The organism is Pseudacidovorax sp. NFM-22, from assembly GCF_021401245.1.
Classification (GTDB): Bacteria; Pseudomonadota; Gammaproteobacteria; order Burkholderiales; family Burkholderiaceae_C; genus Xenophilus.
The window spans coordinates 112,591-135,264 of record NZ_JACBFY010000002.1; the positions used below are offsets into that span (position 1 = coordinate 112,591).

Consider the following 22,674-nt stretch of genomic DNA (forward strand, 5'->3'; position numbering starts at 1 on the left):
TGGCCCGGGCGCACACACGCGCAGCCCATCACAGGGCCAGACGGTTCATGCGCTCGGTCAGCAACGCGCGCTGGACTTCGTTGTCCGTGAGTTCGGCGGCCAGACGGTAGGCCTCCCGCGCCTCGGCCACGCGGCCCAGCCGTTCCAGCACATCGGCCCGCGCGCCGGCCAGGTAGGGGTAGCGCTGCAGCTGCGCATCGGCGGCGAGTTCGTCCAGCAGTGGCAGCGCCGCCGCCGGCCCGTCGGAAAAGCTCAGGGCCACGGCCCGGTTGAGCGCCACCACCGGCGAGGGATGGCGGGCCAGCAGACGGTCGTAGCCGGCCACGATGGCGCGCCAGTCGGTGTCCTCGGCGCGGGCCGCGCGCGCATGGCAGGCCGCGATGGCGGCCTGCAGCGTGTAGGGCCCGCCCGGGTCCAGCGCCTGCGCCGATACCAGCGCCGCCAGGCCGCGCTGGATCAGCAGCCGGTCCCAGCGCCGGCGGTCCTGGTCGGGCAGCAGCACGGGGCGCCCCTGCGCATCGAGGCGGGCCGGCAGCCGGCTGGCCTGGATCTCCAGCAAGGCGGCCAGGCCGTGCACCTCGGCCTCCTGCGGCAGCAGGTGCTGCAGCTGGCGCGCCAGCCGCAGCGCCTCGTCGCACAGGGCCGGGCGCAGCAGGCTGGCGCCGCTGCCGGCGCTGTGGCCTTCGTTGAAGATGAGGTAGACCACGGCCAGCACGGCGCCCAGGCGCTGGGCCCGCTCCTCTGCATCGGGCAGCTCGTAGGGCTGGCCCTTGAGCGCCTTCTTGGCGCGCACGATGCGCTGGGCCACCGTGGCCTCGGGCAGCAGGAAGGCGCGGGCGATCTCCGCCGTCTCCAGCCCGCCCAGCAGGCGCAGGGTGAGCGCCACCTGCGATTCGCGCGGCAGCACCGGGTGGCAGGCGATGAAGATCAGCCGCAGCTGCTCGTCCCCGATCTCGGCCTGGTCGCGCGCGGCATCGAGCTGGTCGGCGAAGTCGGGCACCACCTGCGCGCCCAGGGCCTCGTCGTCGGCCGCCAGTTGCGCATGCTCGCGCTCCTGCATGGCGCGGCGGCGCAGGCGGTCCAGCGCCTTGTGGCGGGTGGCGGTCATCAGCCAGGCTGCCGGGTTGGCCGGCTGGCCATCGCGCGGCCAGGCATCGAGGGCGGCGAGCAGCGCATCCTGCGCGCAGTCCTCGGCCTCGTCGAGGTCGCGCAGCAACTTCGCTGCGGCGCCCACGAGGCGGCCGCGCTCGATGCGCCAGGTGGCGGCGGCGGTGTCGGCATGGCGCTGGGGCATCGGCATCAGGTCATCAGGCGCCCTCGTAGGCCCGCTGCAGGGCCGCGAGGTCGATCTTCTGCATGCCCCACACGGCCTGGAACGCGCGTTGCACCCGCGCCGGGTCGGGGTCGTTGACCATGCGGAACCAGGCCGCGGGAATGACCTGCCACGACAGGCCCCAGGCATCGCGTACCCAGCCGCAGGCGAGCGCCGTACCGCCGCCCGCGGGCAACTGCTCCCAGAGGTGGTCGATCTCGGCCTGGTCCTCGCAGGCCACCGTGAGCGAGAAGGCCTCGTTGAGCTTGAAGTGCGGCCCGCCGTTGAAGGCCGTCATCTGCATGCCGAGCAGCTCGACGTGCTGCAGCATGACGGTGCCGGCCGGCCCGGGCGCGTTCTCGCCCCAGTGCTGCGTGTGCAGCACGCGGCCGCTGCCGGGGCCGAAGACGCGCAGGTAGTGGGCCACCGCGTCCTCCGCGCCCTGCGGGTACCAGATGAAGGGCGTGAGCTTGTTCAGCATCTCCATGGCGATCTCCTTGCTCAGGGTGCGGGCGGCATGCCGCTCATGTACGCCAGTTCCCAGATGTGGCCGTCCAGGTCCTCGAAACCATGGCCGTACATGAAGCCATGGTCCAGCGGCGGACGCGGCACCGCGGCGCCGGCGGCGCGCGCCTTGGCGACCAGGCTGTCCACCTCCTCGCGGCTTTCGCACGACAGGCACACCAGCACCTCGGTGGCGGCCTTCGCATCCACCAGCGGCTTGGCGGTGAAGCCGCGCGCGAAGTCCTCGGTCAGCAGCATGGCGAAGAGGTTCTCGCCCAGCACCAGGCAGGCGCCGTGCTCGTTGGTGAACTGCGGGTTGAAGCGGTAGCCCATCGCCTCGAAGAAGGCCTTGCTGGCCGGCAGGCTCTTGCAGGGCAGGTTGATGAAGATCTGCTTGTGCATCGTGGATTCCTTTCAGGGGGTGGGCAGCGATTCGGCCAGCGCCTTGAGCCGCTGCAGGGCCTTCGGCCACATGCCATCGAGCATGGCCGCATGTTCGTCGCTCCAGCCTTCCAGCCGCACCTGCAGGCGGGTGCCGCCCTCGGAAAGCGGGGCGAGGGTATAGCGCTCGTGCATCGGGGCAGCGTCGGGCAGGGGCGGCGTCGTCGGCTGGCCCTCGCGCAACTCGCCCAGGATGCGCAGGCTCAGATGGGCGGGCGGCCGGCGCTGCTCGACGACGGCCTCCATGCCGCTGCAGTCGGGATCGAGGAAGCGCATGCGGCTGCCTTCCGACCAGTCGCCCTCGCAGTGCGCCCCTTCGCAGAAGGCGCTGGCCCAGTCGCGGAAGGCGACGGGATCGAACAGGCAGGCCCAGATCCGCTCGGGCGTGGCGTCGATGTCGATGCTGTGTTGCTGGTCGCTCATGCCCGGGCCTCCGCGATCTGTTTCAGGTTCTGCAGGCCGTCCTCGAAGTCGCGGCCCACCATGCGGTCCATGTCGATGAAGAGGCCCATGACGCGGCCGGTCAGGTTGGCCGGGCCGTGCATGCGCCAGTGCACGGTCGAGCCGCCGCCTGGCGCCGGCTCGAGCAGGAACTCGGCCTGGTTGTGGCCTTCGAAGGGCTTCAGAAAGTCCAGCTGCAGCTGGACCGCGCGGCCGGGCTGCTGGCCGGTGAGCGTCATGCTGCCGGTGCCGACCTTGCTGCTTTCCCAGTCGTAGCGCGAGCCCACGCCCGTCGGCGGGCCGCTGTAGTGGCTGCGCATCTGCGGGTCCTTGCGGGCGTAGGGATTCCAGCGGTTGAAGCCTTGCAGCTCGCTCACCAGCGGCCACAGCTGCTCGGGGCTGGCCTGGATGCGCAGCTGGCGCTCGACCGAGAAGGTGGCGGGGCGGGTGGCGGCATAGGCCAACACGGCCAGCACCAGCACGGCCAGGCCGATCAACACGAAGACGACGATTCTCATGGCGGGCGACTCCTCGGCACGGCCGCCTCAGCGGCCGATCTCCATGTCGCCGCCGGGTCCGAAATCGGCCTCCTCGTACAAGCGGCGCACCTCGATCTCGCAGGTGATGCCGATGAAGGGGGCCGGGAAGCGGCTGGCCCAGGCGCGGGCCTCCTCTTCGGAGCGCACCTGGATCAGCGTGTAGCCGGCGATCAGTTCCTTGGTCTCGGCGAAGGGCCCGTCGATGACCTCGCGCCGGCCATCGGCGTGGTAGCGCTGGCGCCACCCCTGGCGGCTGGGGCGCAGGCCGGCGCCGTCGAGCAGCACGCCGGCGCGGGCCATCTCCTCGTGGAAGGCGCCCATGTCCTCGAAGAGTTGGGCGAACTCGGGGCCGGGCTTGTCGCCGCGCTCGCTGGTGTCCGTCGCGCGGACCTGGATCATGAATCGCATGGCAGCTTTCTCCTGGTGGGGCGGCAGCGCCTTTCGCTGCCTTCATGCCTACGACGATCCGGCCGGCCCGGAATCGACAGATACCGGGAAACTACCTAGCAATCCGCCCCTGAGCCGCCGGGCGGCGGCTCAGGCGTAGCACGGCCCCACGCCGCGGATCTCCACCGTGGCCCATTCCGCGGCCGGGCAGCGCCCGGCCCAATGCAGCGCCACGGCCTCGTCCTCGGTGTCGAGCAGGAAGAAGCCGCCCACCATCTCCTTGGCCTCGGCAAAGGGGCCGTCCAGCACCTGCACGTCCTGGGCCCGGCGGGTGAGCCGCCGCGCGGCGGTGCCCAGCGACTCGCGGGCGATCAGCAGGCCGGCCTCCTGCAGTTCGGCGCCGAAGTCCAGCATGCGCTGGTACGCGGCCTCCCCTTCGGGACGGCTGCGCCCGGCGCGCTGGCCCAGCGGTTCGACGATCAGGAGCATGTGCGGCATGGCGGCCTCGCAGGAATGGACGATGGCCGACATTCTGAATGGGCTTGCGCGCCAGGGCCGCTCATCACGAATGCGCGCGCCGGCAGCGTCTGCGGACCCGGGTGTGCCGATCACGGCGGGCGTCCGCGCTGCGAGCCGCGCAGCCAGACAAGCGCTGGCGGCACGTCCGTGCGGGTTCTCGGCATTGACGCTGGTCAAGACGTCCAACACCATCCGGCGCTTGCCTATGACCGCGTGCGTTCTGCCATGAGCCCCTACCAGAAGATCTCGATCGAGGGCCAGCCTGGACCTCTGCAGTTTTCCGACGCCATGCATCGGCTCTTCGCGGTGGATCTCGCGGTGGAGCAACCCGAAAGAGCGCAGTTCAGCAGCCAGATCACCGCCTATTGCGGCCGCAAGTTGCGATTCGCCGCGCTGCGCTTTTCACCCCACCTGACGCGCTCGCAGCAGCTCACGCGACCGACGCGCTGGCTGGTGACCCTGCAGCGGGAGGGCACGGCGCATGTGTCGCAGGATGGCCGGTCCTCCACGGTATCGGCAGGCGACCTGTTTCTCGTGGATCCGTCCCGCCCCTTCTCGATCCGGACCGAGCACATCTTCACGCACTCGATCTATCTTGAGCCCGATGCATTGCGGCGGGTGCTGCCCGAGGCCGAGACGATGACGGCCACCGCCGTGCCCTGCCGCGAGGGCGCAGCCGGACTGTTCGCCAGCTTCGTCGACCAGCTTTTCGCCTGTGCGGACAGCCTGGACGAGCACCAGGCAGACCAGCTGGCGAACGCCTTGCCGCACACGCTGAGTGCGGCGCTTGCCACCACCGCCCGCCAGCTCGACGCCGCGCCCTCGCGCATCCGGGCGATCCACCGGCAGCGGGTCATGGACTATCTGCGCGACAACCTGCGCAACAGTGCCCTGGACGCCAGCACCATTGCCGAATCGGTCGGGCTGTCGACCCGCTACGTGTACGAGCTCTTCGAGGACAGTGGCGAGCCCCTGATGAAGCGCGTGTGGTCGCACCGGCTGGAGCATTGCCGTGCCGATCTGGCGTCGCCAGCCCTGCGGGCCCGGTCCATCGGCGAGATCGCCTACTACTGGGGCTTCAACGACGTGGCCCACTTCAGCCGCGCCTTCAAGCAGCGCCACGGCGTATCGCCGCGCGACTTCCGGCGGCAGGCGCACGCCGCGCCTGCGCTTCCGGCACCCTGAGAGGATGCGAGACCGCACCGCCCGCCGGGCGGTGCAGGCCTCATCTGGGCGCGTCGACCGGCTGTCCGAACACGTTGATGCGGTAGGGCCGCAGGCGGTGCACGATCAGCATGGAGGCCGCCAGTGCCGCCGCAAAGGCCAGCATGCCGGGCCGGTAGCTGCCCCAGCGCTGCAGGCTCAGCGAAAGAAAGGCCGCACCCAGCGCCGCGCCGCACTGGAACACCGCAAAGATCGCACCGAAAGCGCGACCGAACACCGCCAGGCCGAAGTAGCGGCGCAGCACGTAGGCCAGGATGTCGAACTCGGCGCCCATGATGAAGCCGATCAGCACCACCGCCACCACCAGCAGGGCGCCGCTGGCCTGCGCCGCAAGGATCAGCGAGGCCGCCAGGGCGCCCGCCACGAAGACGTTGAGCAGGCGGCTGGCGAACATCCGGTCGAGCAACGCACCGGTCACCAGGCGGGCCACCAGCGAGGACAGGCCATACACGGACATCAGGCCGACCGCCGCCTTCGACGTGAGCCCCGCTTCGATCAGCAGCGGCACCAGGTTCGCGACCATGCCCGTGCCGGTGAAGCCGATCAGCAGGAAGCTGCCCACCAGCAGACGGAAGTCGTGGTCGCGCCAGAGGTCGCGCATGGCCGTGGCGCCGCCCACGCCCGACGGCGCACGGACCGCAGCGCGCTGCTGGCCGCGCTCGTGAAAGCCGAGGTAGAGCACGGGGAAGGTCGTCGCCACGCAGCCGGCCAGCGCCATGAAGGCGGTGCGCCAGCCCCAGCCCTCGATCACGTAGGCCGCGATGGGCGACACCAGGACGGCGCCCACCGGAATGCCGGCGTTGGCGATTCCGATGGCCAGCCCCATGCGGCGGTCGAACCAGCCGCTGACCACCTTGAGGTACGCCGCTGGCCACAGGCCGACGGCGGCCAGTGCCATCAGGCCCCAGGCCAGATGAAAGACCAGCAGATCGGCCGGCAGGGAAGACATGGCGAGCAGCGAAGCCGCAAAGGCCACCACCGACCCCAGCACGACACGCCGCGCGCCGTAGCGATCGATCAGGTAGCCCTGCAGCGGCGCGATCGCCACGATGGACAGCGCGATCACGCTCACGGCCGACGACACCTGGCCCATCGTCCAGCCGAAGCCGCGCGCCACCGGCCCCGCGAGCACGCCGAAGCCCGTCACCAGGATGGCGCTGGGGCCGAATATCAGTCCGTACATGGCGGCAAGAGCAACCAGCCAACTCTTGCGGCCCTCGGTGGAAGAAGGCGCCAGGGCGGCGAATCCGGAGGAGGCGCCTCCAGGGTGGGGGACGTCCTGGGTCAGGATGGATGCGGCTTTCATAAGTCTCCTTTGTGTGCCGCCCACGACGGCGGCCTTGTCAGCGTTTGAGCTCGCCCTGGGACGAAGCCCGTCATGCACGAAGCGCCACGGCTTGGTTGTCGCGCTGGATCCGCGTGTCGAGCAGCCGGCGGGCCCGCACGGCGGCAGCGTCGGTCGCCATCAGCACCGGCCGCAGCGACCAGAAGTCGGCATCGCCCATCCGGCTTTGCTGGGCTTCGAGCATCGGCATGTCCTCGGTGGCGAAGGGATGCAGCAGGCCCTCGACATGGGCGTCGGCACGGGCCTGGCCATCGTCGCCATCGGCGCGGCTGAATGCGGAAGCGAACCAGTAGTGCGTGGTGGTGCGTGTCTCGGGCGTGAAGATGTGCGGTATGGCGATGGTCCGGCCGCGGTCACGCCCCGCTCCGGCCGCCGACATGCTCACCAGCAACAGCAGGCTGGAAGCGGCGTCCCAGCGCACATCCAGCCACCGATCGGCCGGCTCGCCCGGCGCCAGACCGAAGTTCCGGGCGAGGAAGGGCGAGGGGGTCTCGCCGCGGATCGTCCGGCGGCACCACACCGTCTCCCCTTCCAGCACCACCTCGGTCTGGGCCTGTGACACGGCGGCCGTCCCCAGCGTGGATGGGTGCAGGTACTGGATGTGGCTCAGGTCCAGGATGTTGTCGGTTTCGAGGACGTAGTTGGCCTTGACGTGCAGGTAGCGCCGCGCCACCCACGCCGTGGCCGCATCGGCGTGGCCATAGTCGGGAATGGCGGCGGGGTCCGCCAACTCCGGCTCGCCGAACCAGGCCCAGACGATGCCGTGGCGCTCGACCAGCGGATAGCTGCGAACGCGCGCGTTGCGCGGGATGCTCCCGTTTCCGTGGGGGTTGTGCACGCACTGGCCCTGGCTGTCGAACTCCAGCCCGTGGTACTTGCACTGGAGGGTGCCGGCCGCGGTGCAGTTTCCGAGATGCAAGGGCGCGAAGCGATGGGGACAGCGGTCGTGCAGCGCGTGCGCCCTGCCCTGGTCGTCGCGGAACAGGACGAGATCCTGGTCCAGCAGCTTGCGATGTCGCAGCGTGCCGATGGTGATCTCGTCGCTCCACGCGGCCATGTACCAGACCGAGGTTGCATACGTCAAAGTTGTCTCCTTCGTGGGTCGGCCTCCGCAGAGGCCTGGCGAGTGCGCGTTCTCCGAATCACGGTGCGCGACGCCGGCACCGCCACTTGTTCATGCATGCGCGCCCCGGCGACACCGCGGGGGGCGCGCTGCGGCACTCAGATCTCCTCGGCCAGGCTGGCGAGGCTGCGCGCCAGGATGGCGGTCTGCTCCTGCGCAGGCGCGCCCGCCCGCTCCTTGTCGCCAATCGCGAAGGAGCTGTCGACGACCAGCTGGCAGCGGGCATACCGCCGCGCCATGAACTGGCGCAGGGCGGCCGGAACATCGCGCGTCGCCGCGAGTTCCTCGGCCAGCACCAGCGCATCTTCGATGGCCAGGCCCGCGCCGGAAGCCAGCTGCGGCGTGGTGGGATGCGCGGCATCGCCGATCAGCTGCACACAGCCGCGCGACCAGGGGCTGGGCAGGCGGAAGGCTTCCAAGGGGCGGACGATGATCGGCGAGCGATCCGACAGGCTCTCGCGGATGTCCTGCAGCGGGCCGCCGTAGTTGGCCAGCAGCCGCGCCAAGGTGGGGGCGAGGTCGGCGTCGGCGACGTTCTGGCGGTCCGTGCGGGCTTCCAGCAGGAACATGTACATGGCGTCGGCCGAGACCGGCGTCAGCCCCACCTTGTGCGGGCCGCCAAGAAAGAAATGCCGCTGGTTCAGCCCAGCCGGCCGTGGCGCGACGGTGCGCCACACATACTGGCCCATGTAGCGCGGTGGCTCGGCATGCGGAAACAGCAACTGCCGCACCCGCGAGAACAGGCCGTCGGCACCGATCACGAGGTCGAAGCGCTCGACGCTGCCATCGCTGCAGCGCACGAGGGCGCCGCCATCGTGGTCGGCCATGTCGCTGACGGTACAGCCCAGCACGACCTCGGCACCCGACGCCCTGACCTGCTCGGACAGCATACGGTGCAGCACGGGGCGCATGATCCCGCCGCAACCGGCCACACCAGCCTCGGGCGCAATGGGCGTGGCCACCTCGTCCACCGGCATTCCGGCCACGTTGCAGACCCGGATGCCATGGCCCACGTAGGCCTGCGCGGCCACCTGCTCGTAGATGCCCAGCTGCTTCATGGCCCGCAGGGTCGGCCCGGTGATGGTGATGCCGGCGCCGTACACGCGCCAGCCGGGGTCCAGGTCGATCAGCTTCACGCTGACGCCGATGCGGCCGAGCATGATGGCCGAGGCCATGCCGGCGATGCCACCGCCGACGATGAGCGCTCTTCGTTGCTGTCCCATCTGGTTGTCTCCTGTTGCGATGGCAGCGATTGGAAGGAGCCGCAGGGCCCCGCGTCAACGCCGCGCAGGGCCAAGCCCCGTCGTGGTCAACAACAAGGACAGGCCCAGGCAAATCGACGCCCCGGAGACGGTTTCGGTACGCGGCGCGGCACGCCACGGCAGGCCCGGCGCCCGCACACCCGGTCAAGACCGGGCGCAGCCGCAGGCAAGCCTGCGCCCAAGCCCGCTCCTACCATGCCTGCATTCCCCAAGGCAGGCCAGCCAGGTCAGGCCCGGGGCCACCTCGCAGACAAGAAGACCCATGGACATGACCGACCCCACAGCCCCAGGCGATGCCGGGATCCCGCGGCGCCCCGCCACGCTTGCCCACGCGCAGGAGGGCCTGTGATGGCCGTGCGCAACTGGCAGCTCAGCATGCCCACGCCCGAAAGCTACTGGATCAATCGCGTGCTGTTCGATGTCCACCACAAGGAAGGCCATCTGCAGCAATACCTGGCCGACCCTCTGCGGTACATGGACCCGATCGATCTTCCCCAACAGCGCAAGGCGCAGATCCGCGACAACGCCATCGGCGCGCTCTATCTGGCCGGCGCCAACCCCTATCTGCTGCGTGCCCACGCACTGGGGGTGCACATGCCGGAGCAGGCGTTCCTGCAGTCTCTGCGCGATGTGCGCGAGGAGGCTTCCCATGGCTGAGTTCGTCGGCGCCTTCGCCGCCAGCCACACCCCCGTGATGCTCAACCTGCCAGAGGCCGTCGACGACGCCACACGCCAGCGCGTGTACGACGCCTTCAAGGCGCTGGGCGAAGCCATCGCCGCCGTCCGACCGGATGTTCTGGTGCTGGTCTCGGACGACCACCTGCACAACTTCTTCCTGGACAACTTTCCGGCGTTCTGCATCGGCGCCGGAAGCCGCTGGCCGGCACCGGCGGAGCACTGGCTGAAGGCGCCGCGGCTGGCGTTGCAAGGCGACGCCGCCTTCGGGGCGCACTTGCTGGGCGAGGCCCTGGAGCACGACTTCGATCCCTCGTTCTCCATGCAGCTCACGCTGGACCACGGCGTGCTGACCCCGCTGCTGCTGGCCGGGCTGGAGCAGAAGGTGCGCCTGGTGCCGCTGCTGATCAACTGCGTGCAGCCGCCCCTGCCCACCATGCGGCGCAGCCTGCAGTGGGGCCACATGCTGCGGTCGGCCATCGACTCCTACCCCGCCGACGTGCGCGTGGCGGTGCTGGCCACAGGCGGCATCAGCCATGACGTGGCCACGCCCCGCATGGGCATGGTCAACGAAGCCTTCGACCGCGAGTTGCTCAGGCTGCTGGAAGGCGGCGACACCGCGGCCCTGCTGCGCCACGCCACCGACCATGTGAACGAAGCCGGCAACGGCGCCGAGGAAATCCGCAACTGGCTGGTGGCGCACGGCGCGGCCGGCGGACGCGGCTGCCGCACGCACTTCTACGAGGCCGTGCCGACCTGGTACACGGGCATCGCCCTGGCCTCCTGGCCGGCACAGTCATGAGCGCAGGTGCACCGGCCGCGGGCGGGCCCGGCGGCGCGCCCTAGCCCTCGTACTGTCGCCCCCGGGCCAGCAACTCGGGCGTGCCGATCACGGCATTGAGCCCGTCGAAGTCCAGCATCGACGCGCGCCACGGCTCGGTGGTCTGGTGCGTGCGCAGGCTGGCGAAGTAGCCCTGCATGACATGCGCCAGCGCGCGCACCGTGCCGCCGGGGAAGATGACGATGCGAAAGCCCAGCCGGCCCAGCTCGTCGGCCGGCGTGATCGGCGTCTTGCCGCCTTCGACCATGTTGGCCAGCAGCGGCACGCGGCCTGCGAAGCGCTGCGCGGCCTTCGCCAGCTGCTCGGGCGTGCGCAGGGCCTCGATGAAGAGCGCGTCGGCGCCGCATTCGAGGTAGGCCTCGGCCCGGTCCATGGCGGCGTCCCAGCCCTCCACGGCCAGCGCGTCGGTGCGGGCGAGGACGAGCGTGTCGGCGCTGCGGCGCGCGTCCAGCGCGGCGCGCAGCTTGCCCTGCATCTCGGCGACGGGCACCACGGTCTTGCCGTCCAGGTGGCCGCAGCGCTTGGGAAAGCCCTGGTCCTCCAGCTGGATCATGGCGGCGCCGGCGCGCTCCAGGCCGGCCACGGTGCGCTGCGTGTTCAGCGCATTGCCGAAGCCGGTGTCGGCGTCGACGATGACCGGCGTGCGCACCCGTTCGGTGATGTGGGCGAGCGTGTCGCAGACTTCGGTGAAGGTGGTGAGCCCGATGTCGGAGCGGCCGAGCCGCGTGTACGCGATGGAGGCGCCCGACAGGTACAGCGCCTCGAAGCCGGCCTGCTCGGCCAGCAGGGCGCTGAAGGCGTCGTAGACGCCGGGGCACAGCAGCGGCTCGGGCCGGGCCAGGCGCGCGGCCAGGCCGGTGCGCCCGGAGGAGGAAGTGGAAGAGCTTGTCTCGGTCATGCAGGTGTGGATGTGCGCAGGAAGGCCGCCATGTCGTGCGCGGCGATGTAGCCGCCCGCCACGGCGCTGAGCAGGCCGTTGCCCGACAGGTAGCCGCTGACGTGGTTGCCGGAGACGCCGCGGGCTGCACCGCCCGCCGCCCACAGGTTGGGCAGCGGCGCGCCACCGGCGTCGAGCACGCGGGTGCGGGCATCGATGTCCAGCCCGCCCTGCGTGTGGAAGAGCGCGCCGGTCACCTTGACGGCGTAGAACGGCGCTTCGAGACGGCGCGGCAGGCGGCGACCGAAGGCGTCGGGCTCGCCCGGTGTCCAGGCGCCCAGGGTGGCGGCCAGCACGTCGGCCTCGCAGCCGATGACCTGCGCCAATGCGGCCACCGAATCGGCACGCCGCACGGCACCCGCCGCCTCGGCCTCGACGAAGTCCGGAAAGCCCTGCGCCAGCGCATGCACCGGCGTGTCGAACACGGCCCAGGCGATGCCGCCGGGCTGCGCCACCACATGCAACGCAGCCTCGGAGTAGCCCTGCGACTCGTCGTGGAAGCGCCGGCCTTCGCGGTTGATCTGCACGCCGCCCTCGACCATCAGCGCCCAGGTCATGAGCACGCCATGCGGCACGGCCCAGGAGCCGTGGCCCTGGTAGGCCCGCATGTCGGCCAGGTGCGCGCCCAGCGCCTCGCCCCAGTGCAGCGCGGTGCCGTCGTTGCCGGTGTGGCCGCCGAAGGTGGCCTCGGCCATCTCGGGAATGAAGCGCTGCACCAGCGCAGGCGCGCCGCCATAGCCGTTGCAGGCCAGCAGCAGCGCCCGGCAGCCCACGGCCTCGACGCTGCCGTCGGGCCGGCGGGCACGCACGCCCAGCACGCGCTGCCCGGCGTCGACCACCAGCTCGGTGGCCTGCGCCTCGGTCAGCACCGGCACGCCGGCTGCCGCCACCGCGGCCTCCAGCGCCTGCTCCAGCGCCACGCCCGTGCGGGCGGACAGCGTGTGCATGCGGTGGCGGCTGTGGCCGGGATAGAGAAAGCCCGTGAGCACCTCCCATTGGAGTCCGTGCCGCGCTTCGAGATGGTCGAGCGCCGGCGCGATGGCCTGGGTGTAGGCGGCCACCAGGGCCTGGGCCGCGGTGCCGTGGGCCTTGCCCTGGATGTCCTCGGCGAAGCGCTCGGCACTGTCGTCCACGCCCAGCGCGCGTTGCGCGCGCGTGCCGGCCGCCGGGATGAAGCCGGAAGACAGGCTGGTGGAGCCGCTGGGCTGCGCATCGCGCTCCAGCACCACGGCGTCGACGCCCAGGTCGGCCAGCAGCAGCGCGGCCGTGAGGCCGCAGGCGCCGGCTCCGACGATGAGCACGTCGGTCTGTACAGGGGCCTCGAAGCCGGGCTCGACCACCACGCGGGCCATGCTGTCCGGCGCAGCAGCAGCGCCTGCGGCAGCGACGCTCATGCCAGCACCCGGGCGCCGAAGTCGGCGCTGTCCACTACATGGGCCACGGTGGCCATGTCGGCCAGCGCCGTGGCATGGGTCTCGGGCTTGAAGGCGGCGCAGCCGTCGGCCACCACCCAGGTGTCGTAGTCACGCATGTGCGCATCGCGCACGGTGCTGGCCACGCCGCCGTTGGTGACGATGCCGCACACCGCCACGCGCTCGATGCCGTTCTTGCGCAGCAGCCAGTCGAGCTGGGTGTTGAAGAAGGCCGAGTACGCCACCTTGTGCACTGTGGCGTCGATGGCCGGCTGCAGCAGGTCCACATTGGCCTGGCCCCAGCTGCCGGGCGCGAAGTCGCCCTGGCGCAGGAAGGGCCGCAGCGCCAGCAGGTGCGGCGAGATCATGGGCGCGCCGCCCACGCCGGGCCACAGCGTGAACTGGCTGGCCACCACCAGGCCGCCGGCCGCCCGCACGGCCTGGGCCAGCGGCAGCACGCGTTCGGGCAGGACCTGCGCGGCCGGGTTGGCACAGCCGCCGCGGGCGTAGGCGCCGCGAGGGTCGAGGAAGTCGTTCTGCAGGTCGATGATGACCAGGGCGGTTTTCATGGCTGGCGAAGGATGAGGTTGCCCAGGGCATCGACCACGGCCTCGAAGCCGGGTTCGAGCCACACGGTGGTGTCGGCCTGTTCGAGGATGGCCGGGCCGGCGATGCGCGCGCCCACCGGCAGCTCCAGCCGCGCGTAGCGGCGTGCCTGCACCCAGTCGCCGCCGAAATAGACCGGCTGCTCGCCCAGCGGCTCGGTGCGGCCTTCGCCGCGCGGTGCCAGCACCGACAGGTCGAACTTGGGCCGCACGCCGATGAGGGCGTAGCGCAGGTTCATCACGCGCAGGCCGATGCCGTCGAGCACGCGGCCGAACTCGGCGCGGTAGGCGGCCTCGAAGGCGGCGCGCGCCGCGTCGGCATCGAGCGCGTCGGCGCGCACCGGCACGGCCACCGTGTGGGTCTGGCCCTGATAGAGCATGTCCAGCACCAGTTCCTCGCGCACCGATTCGAAGGCGACGCCGGCGCTGTCCAGCCGGGCGCGGCAGCGCGACTCGAAGCCGGCGCGCAGTTCGCGCAGCGCGGCGAAGTCGATGGCGGCCAGGTCCTGGTTGAGGGTCTGCACCGCGTCGTGGCGCATGTCGGCCATCACGCAGCCCAGGGCCGAGGTCACGCCCGGGTAGCGCGGCACGATGCCGGTGACCACGCCCACCTCGCGCATCATGGCGCACACATGCAGGCCGCCACCACCGCCGAAGGGCATGTAGGCGAAGCGCCGCGGATCGTGGCCGCGCTCGATGGAGACCAGCCGCATCGCGCCAGCCATCTTGGCATTGGCCACCGTGAGGATGGCCTCGGCCGCGGCCAGCACATCCAGGCCCAGCGGCTTGGCCACGTGGCGGCGGATGGCCTCGCGGGCCTTCTCGACATCCAGCGCGCCCAGCAGGCCACCGCCGAGCGGGCGCTGTGCCGCGATGCGGCCCAGCAGCACGTTGGCATCGGTGACGGTGGGCCGCTCGTTGCCGCGGCCATAACAGGCCGGGCCGGGCACGCTGCCGGCGGACTCGGGCCCGACCTGCAGCATGCCGCCGGCATCCACGCTGGCGATGGAGCCGCCACCGGCGCCGATGGTCTCGATCTGGATCATGGGCGAGCGCACCACCAGGCCGAAGTCGATGCTGGTCTGCGAGGCCAGCGCCGCCTGCCCGCCCGCGATGAGCGACACGTCGAAGGAGGTGCCGCCGATGTCGCCGGTGATCACGTCCGGATGGCCCGCCGCAGTGGCGATGGCCGCGCAGGCGATGACGCCCGCCGCCGGGCCGGAAAGCGCCGTGCGCACCGGCAGTTCGCCCGCCGTGCGGCGCGACATCACGCCGCCGTTGCTCTGCACGATCAGCAACTCGCCGCCGAAGCCGCGCGCGCGCAGGTCGCCGTCCAGCCGCTCCAGGTAACGGCCGACCACGGGCTGCAGCGCCGCATTGAGGCTGGCGGTGGAAGCGCGCTCGAACTCGCGGATCTCGGGCAGCACCTCGGCCGCGGCCGTCACGTGGTCGTTGGGCCAGAGCGCGCGCACCGCCGCCACGGCGGCCTGCTCGTTGCTCGGGTTGGCATAGGTGTTGATGAAGAACACGCACACGGCCTCGCAGCCCTGCTCCAGCAGCTGGCGGGCGGCGGCGCGCACCTGGTCCAGGTCCACCGGCGTGTGCACGCGGCCGTCGGCCAGCACGCGCTCGTCCACCTCCAGACGCAGGGCACGCTCGATCACCGGCTCGAAGCCGCCGCGCAGGCCCCAGGTCTGGGGCCGGTCACGCCGGCGCATCTCCAGCACGTCGCGGAAGCCGCGGGTGGTGATCAGGCCCGTGCGGGCCACCTTGCGCTCCAGCAGCGCGTTGGTGCCCACGGTGGTGCCGTGGATGATGGTGGCCAGGCTCTGCGCGCCGCGGTCGTCCACGCGCGCGATGCCGTTCATGAAGCCCACCGACTCTTCGCCGCGGGTAGAGGGCACCTTGACGATCTCGGCGGTGCCGGCAGCCTCGTCGAGCACGAAGAGGTCGGTGAAGGTGCCGCCGACGTCCACGCCGACGACACGGGTGCGCGCGTCGCTCATTGCTGTTCTCCTGGGTTGGCCGCGTCTGCCGCGTCGGCCAGATAGCCGCGGCGGGCATCCACCGCGCGTTCGTCGGCGCTGCGCGCCTCGGGCGGGCCCCAGCCACCGCCGCCGGGGGTCTCGAGCCGCACGCGGTCGCCGCGCTCCAGAGTGATGCCCAGCATCTTCGACACCATGGGCGGCGTGTGCCACGCGCCCTGCGAATGCCAGCTGAAGCGGTTGGCCTGCGCGTCGCCGCCACCGGCGATCCCCTTGGGCGCGGACTTGCCGCGCTCGCCGAAGACGAAGGCCTGCGCCTGGCGTTCCAGCAGCTCGATCTCGTAGATGGCGCCCAGGCCGCCGCGGTGCGTGCCGTCGCCACCCGAGCCGGGGCGCAGCGCCCATTCGGTGAAGCGCACGGGATAGGCGGCCTCCAGGATCTCCAGCGGCGGGATGGTGGCCGTGGAGATCGGCGCGTTGCCGTGGTTGAGGCCGTCGCCGCCCGCATGGGCGCCGTGGCCGCCGCCGAAGAAGCTGAACATCACCCAGCGCTGGCCGCTGCGCGCGCCCTCGCTGCGATGGCCGGCGATCGACAGCGCATTGATGGTGCCGTAGGCCTGGGCCACGGCGCGGCGCGGATCGGCCTGCGCCGCGGCACTGAAGATGACGTCGATCATGCGCAGGATGGTCTCGGTGTAGCCACCCACCGGCCGCGGCCGCTGCGCCGTGATGACCAGGCCTTCGGGCATGACGAACTCGACCGCGTCGAGCACGCCGGCATTGGCCGGCACCTCGGGGAACAGGTGCTTGAGTGCCACGTAGCAGGCCGCCACCGCGGTGGCGCGCGAGATGTTGACGGGGCCCTGGCACTGCGGCGAGCTGCGCGAGAAGTCCAGCACCAGCCGCTCGCCCTGCACCGTCATGTCCAGCGCAATGGTGAGGGGTTCGTCGACCACGCCATCGTTGTCGAGCACATCCGAGAAGCTGTAGACACCGTCGGGCAGCGAGGCGATCTGCGCCCGCATCAGCCGGCGGGCCCGCTCGCGCAGCGCCTGCAGGGCCTGCAGCACCACGGCGTCGCCATAGGCATCGAGCAGCTCGGCCAGGCGGCGCGCGCCCAGCTCCAGCGCGGCCAGCTGACCGTTGAGGTCGCCCCACAGGCTGTCGGGCAGCCGGGTGTTGGCCCGCAGGATGGCCAGCACGTCGGGGTTGATCTGCCCGCCCTGCACGATGCGCACCGGCGGGATCTGCACCGCCTCCTGCCAGCATTCGGTGGCCGCCGGGTTGTAGTTGCCCGGCACCGCGCCGCCCACGTCGTGCCAGTGCGCGGCCGAGGCCAGGAAGCACAGCAGCCGGCCGTCGCGGAACACCGGGCGCACCAGCTTGAAGTCGTTGGCATGGGTGCCGCCCTCGTAGGGGTCGTTGAACAGCCAGACCTCGCCTTCGCGCATGCCGCCCAGGGCGTCGGCCGCGCGCTTGGCGGCGCGCACGGCAAAGGCCATGGCGCCCACGAACACCGGCAGGCCCGACTTGCCCTGCACCAGCGTGTCACCGCTGTCGCCGTCGTACAGGCCGTGGCAGGCGTCGTGCGCCTCGGCAATGATGGGATTGAACGCGCTGCGGTAGAGCGTCGCGTCCATCTCGTCGGCGATCTGCTCGAGTCGCCCCTTGAGCACCGCCAGCGTGACGGGATCGAGTGTGGCTTCAGACATGGGATTCCTTGGAGAAGCGTTGCTTGAGTTCGTTGAGCAGGCCGCCCGCGCGCACCCGCGCCATCAGGAAGGCGGGCACGGGTTCGCAGGCGAGCACGCGGCCGTCGGCGGCGCGCACCTGGGGCTGGTCGGGGTCGTCCACGGCCAGGCCGATGCGCTCGCCTTCCTGCAGGGCGTCCACGTCGGCGCAGGTCAGCAGCAGCAGGCCGACGTTGAAGGCATTGCGGAAGTACAGGCCGCTGTAGCTGGGCGCGATGACGGCGCGCACGCCCAGGGCCACGAGCACGGACGCGGCCTGCTCGCGCGAGGAGCCGATGCCGAAGCCCGGCCCGGCCACCACCACGTCGCCGGGGCGCACCTGGGCGGCGAATTCAGGCCGCATCGATTCGAGGCAATGGCGCGCGATGACGTCCATGCCGAACTTCATGGCGTGGCCGGGGGCCAGCGCGTCGGTGTCGACGTTGGCGCCCAGGCGCCACACGCGGTGGCCGGCCGGCGCTTCGTTGTCGGGGAGAGGAAGCTGGGTCATGACGGGGTGCCAGGCGATGTCGATGCGGCTTCGGAACCCCGCGCATCTGCCAGCACATCGCGCGGATCGGTGATGCGCCCGCGCAGCGCCGAGGCCGCCACGGTGTAGGGCGAGGCCAGGAACACCTCGGCCTGCGCCGAGCCCATGCGGCCCTTGAAGTTGCGCGCCGTGCTGGAGATGACCCGCGTCGCGCCCTGGATGGCCTGGCCGTAGCCGGCGCAGGCGCCGCAGGCGCTGGGCAGCAGCTCGGCGCCCGCGTCGCGCAACACCCGGGCCACGCCCGTGGCCTCGGCGCGCTGCCAGTCGTGCACGCTGGCCGGCGCCACCAGCAGCCGCATGCCGGCGGCGATGCGGCGGCCGGCCAGCACGCGGGCGGCGGCCTGCAGGTCCTCCAGCTTGGCGCCGGTGCAGGCGCCGATGTAGGCGAGCTGTACCGGCTCGCCGGCCACGGCATCGACCGTGCGGCCGTTCTGCGGGCTGTGAGGCAGCGCCACCATGGGCACCAGCTCGCTCGCGTCGAAGTCGTGGTCGACGCAGGCGGCGCCCTCGTCGGTCTGCCAGCGGGCGAGGTCTTCGTCGCTCACCGTCACGCCCACATTGCGCAGCCAGGCGGCGGTGGTGGCGTCGGGCGCCACCAGGCCGGCCTGGGCGCCCAGCTCGGCGCTCAGGTTGGACAGCGTCATGCGCTCGGCCATCGAGAGGCCGCGCACCGTGTCGCCCGCGAACTCCACCGCCTGGTAGTCGCCGCCGTTCATGCCCAGGCGACCGATCATGTGCAGCATCATGTCCTTGGCGCACACGCCGTCGGCCAGCCGGCCCTGCCAGCGCATGCGCAGGGTGCGCGGCACCTTGACCCAGATCTCGCCGGTGACGACCACGCCCAGCATCTCGGTGCTGCCGATGCCGAACATGTAGCTGCCGAAAGCGCCGCCGGTGGGCGAATGCGAATCGCCGCCGACGCAGAACAGGCCGGGGCGCAGGTGCCCCTTCTGCGGCAGCACCACATGGCAGATGCCCTGGCTGTCGTGCACATGAGGCAGGCCCTGCTCGGCCGCCCAGTCGCGCGCGATGCGCACGATGCGCCGCGCATCGTCGTCGGCCTCGGGCACGAAGTGGTCCATGACCAGCACCACGCGGGACGGGTCCCAGATGCGCGCGCCCAGCTCCTCCAGCATGGGCTTGAGCCGGCGCGGGCCGGAAGAGTCGTGGAACATGGCCAGGTCCACGCGGCAATTGACGATCTCGCCTTCGCGCACCGCGGGAACGCCGGCGGCGTGCGCGATGAGCTTCTGCGCCAGAGTCTGGGGTGGGTTCATGTCAGTGATCCGTGGTGCTGCGCGCCACCCACGCCGCAGGAGACTGGCGCGACGCCAATGATCGAATGGCCGCGGAGCAGGCCACGCCAGGGCACCCGAGGAACTGGCTTCGCCAGGCCTCGGGGTGCGCCCCCCTCCAAGCCGAAGGCGCAAGAGAGGGGGGAGCCGCGAAAGCGGCATGGGGGGTGCTTCTCCATTTCATACCCCCAGGTAGGCGCGGCGCAGCGCGTCGGAGTTCAGCAGCTCCTCTGGCCGACCCGAGAAGCGCATGCTGCCGTTCTCGATCACGTAGGCGCGGTCGGCCATCTCCAGCGCCTGGCCCACGTTCTGCTCCACCAGCAGGATGGCCAGGCCTTCGCCGCGCAGGCGGCCGATGAGCGAGAACATCTCCTCCACCAGCAGCGGCGACAGGCCGAGAGAGGGCTCGTCCAGGATCAGCAGCTCGGGCTCGGCCATCAGGCCGCGGCCGATGGCCAGCATCTGCTGCTCGCCGCCACTCATGGTGCCGGCCAGCTGCGCGGTGCGCTCCTGGAGCCGCGGGAAGATGCCGAACACCTTCTCCAGGTTCTGTGCGCGGCGCGCCCGGGCGCGGGTGAAGGAGCCCAGCTCCAGGTTCTCCATCACGCTCAGGTTGGGGAAGATCTTGCGGCCCTCGGGCACCTGGATGAGCCCCGCACGCACCACCTCGCGGTAGTGCGCGCCGCCCAGCTCCACGCCGTTGAAGCGCACCGAGCCCGACCAGGGCTTCACCAGGCCGCACAGCGTGTGGTTGAAGGTGGTCTTGCCGGCGCCGTTGCTGCCCAGCAGGGCCACCATCTCGCCACGCGCGACCTGCAGGTCCACGCCGCGCAGCACCTCGATGCGGCCATAGCCGCCGCGCAGGCCGCGCACGTCGAGCAGGGTCTCTGCGGCGGGCGTGCCGGCGCCGCGCACGGCCTGCGTCTCGATGGCCTGCGCACTCATGCCTGCACCTCCGCCTGTGCGGCCACGCCGCGCTGCAGGCGGGCGGCCGTGCCATGGCCCAGGTAGGCCTCGACCACCTTGGGGTCGCGCGTGACGACCTGCGGCGGCCCCTCGGCGATCAGCTCGCCCTGGGCCAGCACCCACACATGCTCGGCCAGGTTCATCACGGCCTGCATCACATGCTCGATCATGAGGACGGTGACGCCCTCCTCGCGGATGGCGCGCACCACGGGCAGCATCTCGGCGATCTCCTGCGGATTGAGGCCGGCCAGCACCTCGTCGAGCAGCAGCAGGCGTGGCCGCGTGGCCAGTGCCCGCGCCAGCTCCAGCCGCTTGCGGCCGGCCACGGTCAGGTCGGAGGCGGGCTTGTCCAGCTGCGGCGCCAGGCCCACGCGCTGGGCCACGGCCTCGGCGCTGGCCAGGGCCTCGCGACGGCCGGCATGGTGCAGGTGGGCACCGACGGCGATGTTCTCGCGCACGGTCTGTGCGGCGAAGGGCTGCACGATCTGGAAGGTGCGGCCCATGCCCATGCGGGCATTGAGATGCGGCGCCTGGCCGGTGATGTCGCGCCCGCCCAGGCGCACCCGGCCGGTGTCCGGGCGCTGGAAGCCCGACATCAGCGAGAACAGCGTCGTCTTGCCGGCGCCGTTGGGGCCGATCAGCGCGGTGAGCGAGCCCGCCGGCACCGCCAGCGAGACCTCGCGCACGGCGCGCAGGCCGCCGAAGGTCTTGGAGACGCCTTCGACTTCGAGCAGATGTTCAGCCACCGCGGCCTCCCTTCCAGAGCCGGCGCACGTTCTGCCCCACGCCGGCAATGCCGCGCGGCAGGAACATCACGATCAGCACCAGCACGCAGCCATAGATGACCATGTTGATGCCCGGCAGCTCGCCGAACAGGTTGCGGGTCAGGTCCGCCAGCACATGCAGCGCGAAGGCACCCAGCAGCGGGCCCCACACCGTGCCCATGCCACCCACGATGGCGGCCACCAGCGCCTCCACCGAGGCGGTGGAGCCGAAGGCGATGCCCGGGTCGATGTACTGGAACACCTGCACATAGAAGGCACCGGCCAGGCCCATGAAGCCGCCCGACAGCACGATGGCGCCGAGCTTGACGCGCAGCGGATCGACCCCGGCTGCGCGGGCCGCGTCCTCGTTGTCGCGCACCGCCTGCAGGTAGGCGCCGAAGCGCGAGTGCCGCAGCCAGGCACTGACCAGCAGGGCGGCCACCACCATGGACAGGATCACGTACAGGTAGCCCACCCGCGAGCCGAACTGCATGTTGGCCACCGATTCGCGCAGCGGCACCATCAGGCCGACGCCTGCTCCGGTGAAGGGCAGCGACAGCGCCAGGATGCGGCACACCTCCGCGAAGGCCAGCGTGACCAGTGCGAAGTACGAGCCCTTGAGGCCATAGCGAAAGCTCAGCGCCCCCACCCCCAGGCCGACCAGCGCCGAGACGCCGGCCGCGGCCACCAGCGCCACCCAGGGGTTGAAGCCCCACTGCAGCTGCGCGATGGCCTGCACATAGGCGCCGAAGCCGAAGAACAGCGCATGACCGAAGGAGAACTGTCCGCCGAAGCCGCCCAGGATGTTCCAGGCCTGCGCCAGCAGCCCCGCGTACAGCGCCATCATGACGAAGTTGAGCCAGACCCCCGAGGTGGTCACGAGCGGGATGGCGCCCACCACGAGGGCGAACACCACGATGAGGAGAACCGATTTCATGCCTTGCTTCCGAAGAGGCCCTGGGGACGGAACAGCAGCACCGCGATGAAGATGAGGAAGATGCCGATCTGCCCCAGCGACTCGCCCAGGAAGAGGCCGCCCAGCGACTCGACCACGCCGATCAGCAGGCCGCCCACGAGTGCCCCCGTGAAACTGCCCATGCCGCCCAGCACCACGATGGTGAAGGCCACCAGCACGAAGCCGCCGCCCACCTGCGGGTTGACGTAGTAGGCCGGCAGCAGGAAGCAGGCGGCCGCGCCCAGGCAGGCCAGGCCGATGCCGAAGCTCATCGCGTAGACATGGTCGACGTCGATGCCCATGAGCCGCGCACCCTGCTTCTCCTTGGCCACCGCGCGGATCGCGCGGCCCAGGTCGGTGGCCTTGACGATCCACAGCAGCACGGCCGCCCCGGCCAGCGCACCGCCGAAGGCGATGAGCTTGGGCAGCGCGATGAAGGCCGGGCCGATCTGCAGCGTGGTCAGCGTGTAGGGCGTGTCGATGGTGCGCGTGTCGGAGCGGAAGAACAGCAGCGCCAGGTTCTCCATCACGATCGACAGCCCCAGCGTGACCAGCAGGATGTTCTCGTCCTTGCCGTGGCTGGCGCGGTTGATGATGCCGCGCTGCAGTGCGTAGCCCAGCGCGAACATGCCCGCCACCACCAGCGGCAGCGCCAGGTAGGGGTCGATGCCGAACTGCGCGCGCAGCCAGTACACGGCATAGAGGGCCAGCATCAGCGAGGCCCCGTGCGCGAAGTTGATGATGTGCAGCACGCCGTAGATCAGCGTGAGCCCCAGGGCGATGAGGGCGTACACCGCCCCGGTGGTGAGTCCGTTCAGCACGGACGGCACCACGATCGACAGATCGAACATTGGAAGAGGAC

The 22,674-nt window shown here is 71.2% G+C and carries 24 protein-coding genes; 3 read left to right on the forward strand and 21 right to left on the reverse strand.

What is annotated here, in order from left to right:
* Window positions 1-28 precede the first annotated feature (28 nt).
* The 7 genes from L0984_RS06200 to L0984_RS06230 form a co-directional block, all read right to left on the reverse strand.
* Window positions 29-1,294 (reverse strand): RNA polymerase sigma factor, encoded by a 1,266-nt coding sequence (locus L0984_RS06200; protein WP_234192888.1) that lies wholly within the window; start codon window positions 1,292-1,294, stop codon window positions 29-31.
* Window positions 1,295-1,307: 13 nt separating this feature from the next.
* Window positions 1,308-1,799, reverse strand: a complete 492-nt coding sequence (locus tag L0984_RS06205) for a VOC family protein (protein WP_234192889.1) — start codon at window positions 1,797-1,799, stop codon at window positions 1,308-1,310.
* Window positions 1,800-1,813: 14 nt separating this feature from the next.
* A complete protein-coding gene (locus tag L0984_RS06210; protein ID WP_234192890.1) occupies window positions 1,814-2,218 on the reverse strand; it encodes a VOC family protein in 405 nt (134 codons plus the stop codon).
* A 12-nt stretch (window positions 2,219-2,230) separates the two neighbouring features.
* Window positions 2,231-2,680, reverse strand: coding sequence for an SRPBCC family protein (locus L0984_RS06215; RefSeq protein WP_234192891.1), 450 nt, complete (start codon window positions 2,678-2,680; stop codon window positions 2,231-2,233).
* Window positions 2,677-3,216 carry an SRPBCC family protein gene (locus L0984_RS06220; protein ID WP_234192892.1) on the reverse strand — a complete coding sequence of 180 codons (540 nt, stop codon included), beginning with the start codon at window positions 3,214-3,216 and terminating at the stop codon, window positions 2,677-2,679. Before L0984_RS06220 ends, L0984_RS06215 begins: the two co-directional genes overlap by 4 nt.
* Window positions 3,217-3,243: 27 nt before the next feature.
* Entirely contained in the window at window positions 3,244-3,645 is a 402-nt protein-coding gene (locus L0984_RS06225; protein ID WP_234192893.1) for a YciI family protein, read from the reverse strand.
* 129 nt (window positions 3,646-3,774) lie between these two features.
* A complete protein-coding gene (locus L0984_RS06230) occupies window positions 3,775-4,122 on the reverse strand; it encodes a YciI family protein (protein WP_234192894.1) in 348 nt (115 codons plus the stop codon).
* 168 nt (window positions 4,123-4,290) lie between these two features.
* On the opposite strand from L0984_RS06230, the gene L0984_RS06235 reads away from it, so the two are divergent.
* The gene (locus L0984_RS06235) at window positions 4,291-5,328 is read left to right on the forward strand and encodes a helix-turn-helix domain-containing protein (protein ID WP_234192895.1); all 1,038 of its coding nucleotides are present in this window, start codon (window positions 4,291-4,293) and stop codon (window positions 5,326-5,328) included.
* A gap of 40 nt (window positions 5,329-5,368) precedes the next feature.
* On the opposite strand, the gene L0984_RS06240 is transcribed toward L0984_RS06235, so the two are convergent.
* The 3 genes from L0984_RS06240 to L0984_RS06250 all read right to left on the reverse strand — a co-directional run bounded on the left by L0984_RS06240 (window position 5,369) and on the right by L0984_RS06250 (window position 9,058).
* Window positions 5,369-6,673 carry an MFS transporter gene (locus L0984_RS06240; protein WP_234192896.1) on the reverse strand — a complete coding sequence of 435 codons (1,305 nt, stop codon included), beginning with the start codon at window positions 6,671-6,673 and terminating at the stop codon, window positions 5,369-5,371.
* 70 nt (window positions 6,674-6,743) lie between these two features.
* Window positions 6,744-7,796 (reverse strand): aromatic ring-hydroxylating dioxygenase subunit alpha, encoded by a 1,053-nt coding sequence (locus L0984_RS06245; RefSeq protein WP_234192897.1) that lies wholly within the window; start codon window positions 7,794-7,796, stop codon window positions 6,744-6,746.
* Window positions 7,797-7,933: 137 nt separating this feature from the next.
* A complete protein-coding gene (locus tag L0984_RS06250; protein ID WP_234192898.1) occupies window positions 7,934-9,058 on the reverse strand; it encodes an FAD-dependent monooxygenase in 1,125 nt (374 codons plus the stop codon).
* Window positions 9,059-9,445: 387 nt separating this feature from the next.
* Here L0984_RS06250 and L0984_RS06255 point away from each other — a divergent pair, with 387 nt between their 5' ends.
* Together L0984_RS06255 and L0984_RS06260 are read left to right on the forward strand one after the other, a co-directional pair.
* Window positions 9,446-9,754, forward strand: a complete 309-nt coding sequence (locus tag L0984_RS06255; RefSeq protein WP_234192899.1) for a subunit of meta cleavage enzyme — start codon at window positions 9,446-9,448, stop codon at window positions 9,752-9,754.
* The gene (locus L0984_RS06260; RefSeq protein ID WP_234192900.1) at window positions 9,747-10,574 is read left to right on the forward strand and encodes a 2,3-dihydroxyphenylpropionate 1,2-dioxygenase; all 828 of its coding nucleotides are present in this window, start codon (window positions 9,747-9,749) and stop codon (window positions 10,572-10,574) included. The genes L0984_RS06255 and L0984_RS06260 overlap by 8 nt, the downstream gene beginning before the upstream one ends.
* Window positions 10,575-10,614: 40 nt before the next feature.
* On the opposite strand, the gene L0984_RS06265 is transcribed toward L0984_RS06260, so the two are convergent.
* From L0984_RS06265 to L0984_RS06315, 11 genes are all read right to left on the reverse strand, one after another.
* A complete protein-coding gene (locus L0984_RS06265) occupies window positions 10,615-11,511 on the reverse strand; it encodes an isocitrate lyase/PEP mutase family protein (protein WP_234192901.1) in 897 nt (298 codons plus the stop codon).
* Entirely contained in the window at window positions 11,508-12,902 is a 1,395-nt protein-coding gene (locus tag L0984_RS06270; protein ID WP_234193701.1) for an FAD-dependent oxidoreductase, read from the reverse strand. Before L0984_RS06270 ends, L0984_RS06265 begins: the two co-directional genes overlap by 4 nt.
* A 38-nt stretch (window positions 12,903-12,940) precedes the next feature.
* The gene (locus L0984_RS06275) at window positions 12,941-13,531 is read right to left on the reverse strand and encodes a cysteine hydrolase family protein (protein WP_234192902.1); all 591 of its coding nucleotides are present in this window, start codon (window positions 13,529-13,531) and stop codon (window positions 12,941-12,943) included.
* Window positions 13,528-15,573: a hydantoinase/oxoprolinase family protein gene (locus L0984_RS06280; protein ID WP_234192903.1), complete on the reverse strand. Its 2,046-nt coding sequence runs from the start codon at window positions 15,571-15,573 to the stop codon at window positions 13,528-13,530. The genes L0984_RS06275 and L0984_RS06280 overlap by 4 nt, the downstream gene beginning before the upstream one ends.
* Window positions 15,570-17,264 (reverse strand): hydantoinase B/oxoprolinase family protein, encoded by a 1,695-nt coding sequence (locus L0984_RS06285; protein ID WP_234192904.1) that lies wholly within the window; start codon window positions 17,262-17,264, stop codon window positions 15,570-15,572. Before L0984_RS06285 ends, L0984_RS06280 begins: the two co-directional genes overlap by 4 nt.
* A complete protein-coding gene (locus L0984_RS06290) occupies window positions 17,257-17,793 on the reverse strand; it encodes a LeuD/DmdB family oxidoreductase small subunit (protein ID WP_234192905.1) in 537 nt (178 codons plus the stop codon). The genes L0984_RS06285 and L0984_RS06290 overlap by 8 nt, the downstream gene beginning before the upstream one ends.
* Window positions 17,790-19,109, reverse strand: a complete 1,320-nt coding sequence (locus tag L0984_RS06295) for a 3-isopropylmalate dehydratase large subunit (RefSeq protein ID WP_234192906.1) — start codon at window positions 19,107-19,109, stop codon at window positions 17,790-17,792. The genes L0984_RS06290 and L0984_RS06295 overlap by 4 nt, the downstream gene beginning before the upstream one ends.
* A gap of 198 nt (window positions 19,110-19,307) precedes the next feature.
* Complete coding sequence (locus tag L0984_RS06300) at window positions 19,308-20,072, reverse strand: ABC transporter ATP-binding protein (RefSeq protein ID WP_234192907.1); 765 nt, start codon at window positions 20,070-20,072, stop codon at window positions 19,308-19,310.
* A complete protein-coding gene (locus L0984_RS06305; RefSeq protein WP_234192908.1) occupies window positions 20,069-20,839 on the reverse strand; it encodes an ABC transporter ATP-binding protein in 771 nt (256 codons plus the stop codon). Before L0984_RS06305 ends, L0984_RS06300 begins: the two co-directional genes overlap by 4 nt.
* Window positions 20,832-21,794, reverse strand: coding sequence for a branched-chain amino acid ABC transporter permease (locus L0984_RS06310; protein WP_234192909.1), 963 nt, complete (start codon window positions 21,792-21,794; stop codon window positions 20,832-20,834). The genes L0984_RS06305 and L0984_RS06310 overlap by 8 nt, the downstream gene beginning before the upstream one ends.
* Entirely contained in the window at window positions 21,791-22,663 is an 873-nt protein-coding gene (locus tag L0984_RS06315; protein WP_076503263.1) for a branched-chain amino acid ABC transporter permease, read from the reverse strand. The genes L0984_RS06310 and L0984_RS06315 overlap by 4 nt, the downstream gene beginning before the upstream one ends.
* Window positions 22,664-22,674: the final 11 nt, after the last annotated feature.